At 37.2% G+C, this 9,619-nt stretch carries 7 protein-coding genes and 1 pseudogene; all 8 read right to left on the reverse strand.

Annotation, left to right across the window (positions count from 1 at the left end; translation table 11 throughout):
- Positions 1–133: 133 nt before the first annotated feature.
- The gene (locus V7024_RS21680) at positions 134–2,497 is read right to left on the reverse strand and encodes a DNA translocase FtsK (RefSeq protein ID WP_335523799.1); all 2,364 of its coding nucleotides are present in this window, start codon (positions 2,495–2,497) and stop codon (positions 134–136) included.
- A 166-nt stretch (positions 2,498–2,663) separates the two neighbouring features.
- On the reverse strand, positions 2,664–2,870 hold the full coding sequence (locus V7024_RS21685) for a YlzJ-like family protein (RefSeq protein ID WP_098917263.1): 207 nt from the start codon (positions 2,868–2,870) through the stop codon (positions 2,664–2,666).
- Positions 2,867–3,598, reverse strand: a complete 732-nt coding sequence (locus tag V7024_RS21690; protein ID WP_438824497.1) for a ClpP family protease — start codon at positions 3,596–3,598, stop codon at positions 2,867–2,869. The genes V7024_RS21685 and V7024_RS21690 overlap by 4 nt, the downstream gene beginning before the upstream one ends.
- Positions 3,599–3,719: 121 nt before the next feature.
- Positions 3,720–5,390 (reverse strand): ribonuclease J, encoded by a 1,671-nt coding sequence (locus tag V7024_RS21695; RefSeq protein ID WP_335523805.1) that lies wholly within the window; start codon positions 5,388–5,390, stop codon positions 3,720–3,722.
- 448 nt (positions 5,391–5,838) lie between these two features.
- On the reverse strand, positions 5,839–6,717 hold the full coding sequence (dapA, locus tag V7024_RS21700) for a 4-hydroxy-tetrahydrodipicolinate synthase (RefSeq protein ID WP_335523807.1): 879 nt from the start codon (positions 6,715–6,717) through the stop codon (positions 5,839–5,841).
- 11 nt (positions 6,718–6,728) lie between these two features.
- Positions 6,729–7,961 carry an aspartate kinase gene (gene dapG / locus V7024_RS21705; RefSeq protein WP_335523809.1) on the reverse strand — a complete coding sequence of 411 codons (1,233 nt, stop codon included), beginning with the start codon at positions 7,959–7,961 and terminating at the stop codon, positions 6,729–6,731.
- 22 nt (positions 7,962–7,983) lie between these two features.
- The gene (gene asd / locus V7024_RS21710) at positions 7,984–9,030 is read right to left on the reverse strand and encodes an aspartate-semialdehyde dehydrogenase (protein WP_335523811.1); all 1,047 of its coding nucleotides are present in this window, start codon (positions 9,028–9,030) and stop codon (positions 7,984–7,986) included.
- A gap of 149 nt (positions 9,031–9,179) precedes the next feature.
- Positions 9,180–9,368, reverse strand: a pseudogene (gene spoVFB / locus V7024_RS21715) (dipicolinate synthase subunit B); the annotation flags it as partial.
- Between the last annotated feature and the right edge of the window lie 251 nt (positions 9,369–9,619).

A 9,619-nucleotide genomic window follows, 5' to 3' on the forward strand; every position in this document is an offset into this window, starting at 1 on the left:
AATACTCCCACCTCAAAATTCGGCAAAAGCAAAGAAGTTAGGTGGGAGATAAACTGCCCGTAAAAGCCCGATTGGTTCAACTAATAATCAGTGGGGGATGAAAAAAAAAACCACTGATTAAAGTTTCACTTTATCACGAACTTTTCTCTTGAATATCTTTTACCAGCACTTCACGAGGCTTACTTCCTTCATATGGACCGACAACACCGTTCATTTCCATTGCATCAATCAATCGAGCCGCACGCGTATATCCAATACGAAACCTGCGCTGTAACATAGAGACTGATGCAGTTTGCATGTCTACAACGAGTTGCACTGCTTCATCATATATATTATCCTCTACCTCTTGCTTCGTTTCTTGTACATCTTGCGGAATCATATCCTCTTGATATTGTGCCTTTTGCTGCGCAACAACATACTCTACTACTTTTTCTACTTCATCATCTGATAAAAATGCACCTTGTACACGAACTGGCTTAGAAGCACCCATTGGTACAAACAGCATATCACCTCGTCCTAACAATTTCTCCGCTCCTCCTGTATCAAGAATCGTTCTTGAGTCAGTTTGAGAAGAAACAGCAAAAGCAATTCGCGATGGAATATTGGCTTTAATAACACCAGTAATAACATCTACAGATGGACGCTGCGTTGCAATAATTAAATGAATACCAGCTGCACGTGCCATTTGTGCCAAACGCATAATCGCATCCTCAACATCAGAAGAAGCAACCATCATTAAATCGGCCAACTCGTCCACGATAACAACAATATACGGAAGTTCTGGTTGCTTCGCTTCAGATTGTTCATTATGTTGTTTAACGTATTCGTTGTATCCTTCAATATTCCGTGTTCCACTATGCGCAAACAATTCATAACGTCGTTCCATTTCATTGACAACCTTTTTTAATGCCTGTGACGCTTTTTTCGGGTCTGTCACAACAGGCGTTAATAAATGCGGAACACCATTGTATACATTTAATTCTACCATTTTAGGGTCAATCATCATAAGTTTCACTTCATGCGGTTTAGCGCGCATTAAAATACTTGTAATAATCCCGTTAATACATACACTCTTTCCGCTACCAGTTGCCCCTGCTACGAGTAAATGGGGCATTTTATTTAGACGTGCTAATACAGCTTCACCTGTAATATCTCGCCCAAGTCCAATTAATAACTTTTCTTCCGGATGATTATTTGCTTTCGAATCCAATACTTCTCTTAACGTAACCACTGCAACTTCTGAATTTGGCACTTCAATACCAACAGCTGATTTCCCTGGGATCGGTGCTTCAATTCGAATATCTTTAGCCGCTAAAGCTAGTGCTAAATCATCACTTAAACTAACAATTTTACTAACTTTAACTCCCATATCAGGATATACTTCATATTTTGTAACAGCTGGCCCTCTATGAACCTTTGTTACTTTCGCTTTCACACCGAAGCTTTGGAATGTTCGTTCCAACTTACGAGCATTTTCATAAATCGTCTCATTCTCATTTGTCACTTGCTTATTGTTCGGAAACTTTAATAGATCTAAAGACGGCAACTTATAGTCTTTATTTTCAACATCAGGAAAATGCATTGGCGGTGCTGTCGTCTCTCCAGAAAGCGATTCAACAATTTTTTCACCTTTTTTCCGCTGCGGCTGTTCTTCTTGCAACGGCAAAGGATCCTCTTGAGTTGCTTCAGGAAGTTCTTCACTTATTGGATCCAGCGTTGCATAGTTTTCAGTAAAGTTTGATATAATCGGCGGCGCTACATCCGCTTCTTCTATATGCTCTACTAACTCCGGCACATCTTGCACATGACGTTCACTCCGCGTGCGAGATGTCTTTTTCTTTTCAGTTTTTTCAGCAGCCCGTTTCGTTTGCCAATCTTTATAATCACCTTGCATCACTTGAAATTGCCGTCTAAGTATACGTCCAATCGGCGCAAGTACTTCTCCTATATGTTTATTTGTAATACATAATACACCAAGCAAAATGAGAATCATTCCAATTATGTACGCGCCAACCTCATCAAATAAAAAGTAGCATGTCGCAAACATAATAGCCCCAAACATTCCCCCGCCTAAATGTACTGAGTCGACTCCTTTTTTCATTTCATGAAAGAACAAATCTTTTGTCGTTACAATAACAGATGAACTTTGTACTGCCCCATCTTTTGTTAAAAGGTTAACTAATGTAATGTGACTAAACATCAATATAGCTAATACGATTAAATATAGACCAATCAATTGTTTGTTTAATAAATTCGGCCACTCTCGTTTTATAACAAACGCTATAGAAAGTGCAATAACCCCAAGCACTCCAAGTATGTACCATTCTCCAAAGAAAAAGCGAAAAAATAGCACGAATGCTTTTCCGACAACACCTAGTTGCATAATTGTAATGATGGAGAGCGCAAAAAGAGTCAAACCGACGATTTCGTAGTACAAAGTTGGCTTTATGGTACGTCTTGCTTTTGTTTTCGTCCCTCTTTGCTTTTGTTTTGCCATTTCTTCACCTCAAATTCTCATTCAAAAATATAACTTTCACAGAATCAATATAGTCCCACTCAAACAGAATTTTACAGAATAAACTGAAGAAAGCAGCCTACACACACGGCTGCTTCACCCTCTTGTTTTTTATATTATACCATAGCTCATAAACAAAATCCTGCTTTTACGAAAAGGATATTTTCTGCCCAGGTTCATATTGTAAAAAATGTTGGGGGTTTGTACTTAATACACGTACAACAGAATAATTATTTTCATTTCCCATTTCCACAACCATATCAATACCATCTACATGAATAATTTTCTGTTTCGCAAATTCACTATGATCCATCGGATACACGAGTTGCTCTGGCATAATCGTATATAAAATCATTGTAGCAACGCCCCACCTTGTTCAGTTGATGTTTTTGCATCAATTAATTCATTTAATTTTTTGATCGCTTGGCCAACCCCTCCAACATCATCAATTAAACCATATTTCACCGCATCCAAACCTACAACATTTGTACCAATATCTCGCGTTAAATTCCCTTTTGCAAACATTAACTCCTTAAAACGATCTTCTGTTACTTTGGAATGCTTTGTTACAAAACGAATAACACGCTCTTGCATTTTATCTAAATACTCAAATGTTTGCGGAACACCTATTACAAGACCTGTAAGACGAATAGGGTGAATTGTCATTGTTGCTGTTTCTGCAATGAATGAATAATCTGTTGATACCGCAACCGGCACACCAATGGAATGGCCTCCGCCAAGTACAATCGATACAGTCGGTTTGGAAAGCGAAGCAATCATTTCAGAAAGCGCAAGCCCAGCTTCCACATCCCCTCCAACTGTATTTAACAAAATTAATAATCCTTCAATTTTAGGATTTTGTTCAATTGCTACAATTTGCGGAATAACATGTTCATATTTCGTCGTTTTATTTTGTGGTGGCAATTGCACATGTCCTTCAATTTGCCCTATAATCGTTAAACAATGAATACGCGATTCATTTAATTGCGGGACATTTGTCTGTCCAAGCTGCTGAATTTTCTCTAATACAGAAGCTTCTTTCGTCTCTTCTTTTGTCTTGGGCTCTTTTTCTTCACTTTTCATTTCATCACGCTCTATCATGTCGTATCCCCTTTCTCACGTATATAACTATTATTTCTTAAGTTATAAATTTCATTCGACAGAGGATGAAAGAAAAAGCTGCCTACAAATAGGCAGCTTTCTCTTATACTTCCATGATAATTGGTAAAATCATCGGTTTTCTCTTCGTTTCTTCAAATAAAAATTGTCCAAGTAATTCACGAATATTTTGTTTTAACGTTGACCATTCAATAGAATATTCTTTAATAGATTGTTCTACAATTGTACGTACGATATCAGTTGATTTTTCAATTAATGCTTCAGATTCACGAACATAAACAAATCCTCGCGAAATTATTTCTGGTCCAGAAATAATTTTTTTTCCATCTTTTCCAAGGGTTACAACAACGACTAAGATACCGTCTTGCGATAACATTTTCCGATCTCGTAACACGATATTCCCAACATCACCAACGCCTAATCCATCAATCAATACATTTCCAGCTGGAACCTTCCCTGCTGGTTTCGCTACACCATCTGTAAAGGAGATTACTTCACCTTTTTCAGTGATAAAAATACGATCCGAATGAATTCCAACATCTTGAGCTAAACGGGCGTGCGCTTTTTGCATACGAAATTCACCATGTACAGGCAAGAAATATTTCGGTTTCATTAAATTCAACATTAACTTCAATTCTTCTTGACTACCGTGCCCAGAAACATGGACTTTCTTTTCTCCATAATATACGACATCCGCACCTGCTCTAAATAGTAAATCAATTGTTCTTGAGACAGATGTTTCATTCCCTGGAATTGGGGATGCTGCAATAATGACTGTATCACCTTTACGAATTGAAATTTGTTTATGAGCTTGTCTTGCCATTCTAGAAAGGGCAGCCATTGGCTCACCTTGGCTTCCAGTCGTTAAAATTGTCACCTTTTTCTCAGGATAATTATCAACATCCTGCAGTGAAATTAACATACCGTCTGGAATATTCAAATAGCCTAGATTATATGCAATATCAACTACCTTTACCATACTTCGTCCCACTACTGCTACCTTACGACCAGTTTCATAAGCCGCATCAAAAACTTGTTGAATACGATGAACATTAGACGCAAATGAAGCTACAATAATACGGCCTTCTGAATTATAAAATACTTTAGAAATCTCTAGACCGACTTCTCTCTCAGATCCTGTATAGCCAGGGCGCTCTGCATTTGTACTATCAGATAGTAAGCAAAGTACACCTTCATTGCCGATTTGTGCCATTTTCCCAATATCTGAACCATTATTCCCAATAGGAGTTTGATCAAATTTAAAATCACCAGTATATACAATTGCACCTTGTGATGTATGGAAACAAACACCCACAGCATCTGGAATACTATGTGTTGTTTTAAAGAAAGAAACCGTTGTTGTATCGAACTCTACAGTAGCATTAGAATCAATCGTTCTTAAATCAACACGGCCTAACATGCCCGCTTCTCCTAATTTTTCTTTCACAAGACCGTTTGTTAATTTCGTTCCATAAACTGGAATGTCTAATTTTCTTAACACATAAACAATACCACCAATATGATCTTCATGGCCATGTGTTATAAATAGCCCTTTTACGCGCTCTTTATTTTCCACTAAATATGTGATATCAGGAATAACAATATCTATTCCAAACATCTCTTCTTCTGGAAACATAAGTCCTGCATCCACAATAAAAATTTCAGAATCAATTTCCACGCAGTACATATTCTTTCCAATTTCGCCCACTCCGCCGAGAGCGAATACTTTTACAGTATCTATCTCTTTCTTCTTCATGTTGTTGCCTGGTTTAAAAATAGTATAAAAACTGATCCCACTAACATTGTAGAGAAACCAGGGGAAACTCCACCATCATTTTTCAACATCTAAAACGAAGGTCTTATCACGTTTTTTGTTTTTAAACCAGGTTCCACCTCTCTTTCATTATATAAATCAAATGTTTTATGTAAATTCATACAAAATCCGATAACCCGTAAAGTTTTTCCATTTTTGCTAAGCATACCCGTACTAAGCTACTTAGCCATATTATAACTGATATAAGAAATAGAACACAAGTTAAATTATAAGAAAGAAAAGAGAAGAATATGTATAAGACAATAAACTGGGTAACAGTAAAGTAAACCGTCTGGTAGTAAAAATGTTTTATAAACGGTAATCATATCTTCAAAATAGCGGGATAAAATACAAAAAGTGACTTAGCAAATATCACTAAGCCACTTTCCTATTAGCGAGGAATAGATTGTATAACTTCAAGTAATTGCGTTCTTTCTTCTTCAGTTAATGGTAGAAGAGGTAAACGAACAGAACCAACGTCTAATCCTACGATTTGCAATGCCGTCTTGACAGGAGTTGGACTCGGTGCCATAAATAATGCATTTGTCACTCTTACTAACAATTGATGAAGCGTTTGCGCTGTTTTCATATCACCAGTTTGGAATGCTGCAATCATGTCTTGCATTTCATTACCAATAATATGAGAAGCAACAGATACAATACCTTTTGCTCCAATTGCCATAGCTGGCAATGTTAATCCGTCATCACCACTGTATACAGCAAAATCATCATCTGTTTTTTCTATAATTTCTGTCATCGTTAATACGTCGCCGCCCGCATCCTTGATTGCAACAATGTTTGGAATTTGTGATAAGCGAACAACTGTATCAACAGAAATCTGTACAATAGATCGACCTGGAACGTTGTATAGCATGATCGGCAGTTTTGTACTTTCAGCAATTGTTTTAAAGTGCTGATACATACCTTCCTGACTTGGTTTATTATAATATGGTGCAACTAACATAATCCCATCTACGCCTACTTCTTCAGCTTTTTTCGTAAGCTCCACAGAAGCATGTGTATTGTTGCTACCAGTTCCAGCTATCACGGGTACCCTTTTATCGACAACAGATACGACATGCCGATATAATGCTACCTTTTCTTCACATGTTAATGTAGGGGATTCACCTGTTGTTCCTCCTACAACAATTGATGTTGTCCCGTTATCAATCAAATAGTTTACCAATTTTGTTGTCTTTGCAAAATCGATGTTTCCATTTTTATCAAACGGTGTGACCATCGCTGTTGCAATTGTCCCAAAATCTCTCATGGTCTCACTCCTTATAATTCCAGTTGCTTTTCTTTTGAAAGCTCAAATGCACGATGAAGTGCATTTACAGCATCTACAAGTTTCTCTTCTTTCACAAGTACCCATATTGTTGTATGGCTATCTGCTGATTGCAATATTTGAACTCCATTTTCAGCTAATGATGTGACAATTTTTGCTGTAACACCTGGAACACCTGCGATACCAGCTCCTACAATAGATACTTTTGCACAGTGCTCCGTTACAATTGGATCATATCCAAGCTTATGAAGCACTTCAACTGCTCGATCTGCAACATCATCACTAACTGTGTATGCTACACCGGTAGGAGAAATATTGATCAAATCTACGCTAATCTTTTCATTTGCCATTTCTTTGAACACTTCTGTTTGTAAATCATATGCCCCGTCTTTTGCTAACACTTTAATTTGCGTTACATCGGAAACATGAGCAATGCCAGTTACAGGACGCTCTTGTACATCACGACCTTTTGTTGCACCATCATACGCTGCAATTAGAGTACCTTCGCTATCAGAATACGTAGAACGCACACGCAGTGGTACTTTTGCATGCATCGCAATTTCAACAGCACGAGGATGAACAACTTTTGCACCTTGATATGCCATATTACAGATTTCATTATATGTTACATTTTCAAGGTGACGCGCATCTTTTACAATACGAGGATCAGCTGTCATCACACCTTCTACATCTGTAAAGATATCAATATATTCGGCATGAAGCGCAACACCTAATGCCGACGCTGATGTATCACTTCCACCGCGTCCAAGTGTTGTCGTATCGCCTTCTTTCGTTTGCCCTTGGAATCCCGTTACGACAATTACATCTACTTCTTCTAACTCTTTACGTATACGTTCACAGTTCATTTCAATGATTTTAGCGTTTGTAAAATCATCATTTGTAATAAAGCCAGCTTGTGCACCATTGAATGCTGCCGCTCTAATTTCATTTTCATTTAACATATTTGAAAACACAATTGCCGAAATTAACTCACCACAAGACAACAATAAATCTTGTTCACGTTTTGAAATAAACGATTGTTTTTCACTTACAAGGCTTAATAATGTATCAGTCGCATATGGCTCACCTTTGCGACCCATCGCAGATACAACAACTACAATTTTATAGCCTTCTTTCAATGATTTTTTGATGTGGTGAAGGGCGTGTTTTCGACCATTTTCATCACGTACAGATGTACCACCAAATTTTTGGACAATAATTTTCATTTTTGCACCTTCTTTTAGCCGTTTACACTAATTGTAATTTCACTAATCGTTCTGCAATTTGAACAGAGTTCCATGCAGCACCTTTTAATAAGTTATCAGATACGACCCAAAGATGGAATCCTTTATCATTGTTTAAATCTTTACGAATGCGACCAACGAATACTTCGTTTTTACCAACTGCAGTTGCTGGCATTGGATATACTTGTTCTGCTGGATTATCTTGCAGTACAACTCCTTCTGCATTCGCTAACAGGGTACGCAGCTCTTCTACTGTTACACCTTCTTTTTCCACTTCAATATACACAGATTCAGAGTGACCTGATACAACCGGCAAGCGGACACATGTTGCCGCTACTTCAAGATCTGGCATATGCATAATTTTCTTTGTTTCATTAATCATTTTCATTTCTTCAAATGTAAAGCCATTATCTTCAAACTTATCAATTTGTGGAATCGCATTAAATGCAATTGGATAATGCTTTTCATCACCTTTTACTGGTAAAACATTTGCTTTTGCTTCTTCACCATTTAAAATGGCTTGTGATTGTTCATGTAGCTCTTCAATTGCAGCCGCTCCTGCTCCTGATACAGCTTGATATGTGGAAACGATTACTCGTTTTAAACCAAAGTTTTGACGAACTGGTTCAAGAGCAACTACCATTTGAATGGTAGAACAGTTTGGATTTGCAATAATTCCATTATGCTCTAATAAATCTTTTTCGTTTACTTCTGGTACAACAAGCGGAACATTTTCCGTCATGCGAAACGCACTCGTATTATCGACAACGATTGCACCGCGTTTTGCTGCTTCTGGTGCTAATTGTTTTGATACAGATCCACCCGCACTGAAGAGTGCAATATCCACTCCTTCAAAACTTTCAGGAGTAGCCTCTTGTACTGTTACTTCTTCTCCTTTAAATAAAAGCGTTTTACCTGCAGAACGTTTAGATGAAAGTAACGATAACTGTCCAATTGGAAAATTACGTTTCTCTAAAGTATTTAACATTTGTTCACCAACTGCGCCGGTTGCTCCAACTACAGCGACATGAAAAGATTTTTTCTTTTCCATCACTATGCCCCTTTCTAGGTACCAATCCTTCTATACTTAGAATAAAAAGGAGTAACAAATACTCCTTCTCATTCTTAATAGAATTAATTTTATCATATTCTGCGATAAGAATGATGGTTTCATGAAAAAAATTGTCTGTTTTTTGCTTGTTAATTCATATACTTGAATTTTTCTACAACGACTGGTTGCAGTTGTTTTCCTTCCATCGATTCAACAATTGTATCTTGCAATAATTCCATTCGCGCTACCATAGAATTAGGCTTATTGTGCGGTGCATCTTGCCCGAATGGCACAAAATAAATATTTTTTGTTGCCATAAGGCGCATTAGGTTTACACCAACATGGTAATAACAAATTATATATTTTTTACTTCCTTCTATTATATATAAACAGTGTAATGAAAAAATAAATGAAAAAGAATAAAAGCCCTTCTACATGAGAGGACTTTTAACTTTATTTTTCATCATATCTTTTCTGTCTAGTATGTTTTGTTTAAAGAATAATCGATCGCGCGGCATTTCCTTAATGGGGACTAATTATGAACAACACCATATCGCATCATCAAAAGCATCTTCTGGTATGTACACTT

Origin of the sequence: Bacillus sp. JJ864, assembly GCF_036963045.1 — a bacterium.
In the GTDB taxonomy this organism is placed as follows: Bacteria; Bacillota; Bacilli; order Bacillales; family Bacillaceae_G; genus Bacillus_A; species Bacillus_A pseudomycoides_C.